Annotated in this window: 1 protein-coding gene; it reads right to left on the bottom strand. The window is 57.8% G+C overall.

What is annotated here, in order from left to right; genetic code table 11:
- On the bottom strand, window positions 1-211 hold a 211-nt coding region (locus HGT71_RS15700), incomplete at both ends, for an Ig-like domain-containing protein (protein ID WP_214218613.1).

Consider the following 211-nt stretch of genomic DNA (forward strand, 5'->3'; position numbering starts at 1 on the left):
GTGTTGCCGTCAGCATCCTTGATAGCGACAGTTGATCCTGCTTCCGCCTTACCAGTGACTGTCGCACCGTCATCACTCACCGCTACATCAGTCGGCGCTGCTGGCGCGGTAGAGTCTGGCGCGGTGGTAGTAGCTGCTGCAGAGGTATTCCCCGCAGTATCTGTCGCCGTTGCGCTTAAGGTCTCACCATTGGTTTGAGCAGGATCTAGCG

The organism is Rosenbergiella epipactidis, assembly GCF_018494055.1.
Taxonomy (GTDB): Bacteria; Pseudomonadota; Gammaproteobacteria; order Enterobacterales; family Enterobacteriaceae; genus Rosenbergiella; species Rosenbergiella epipactidis.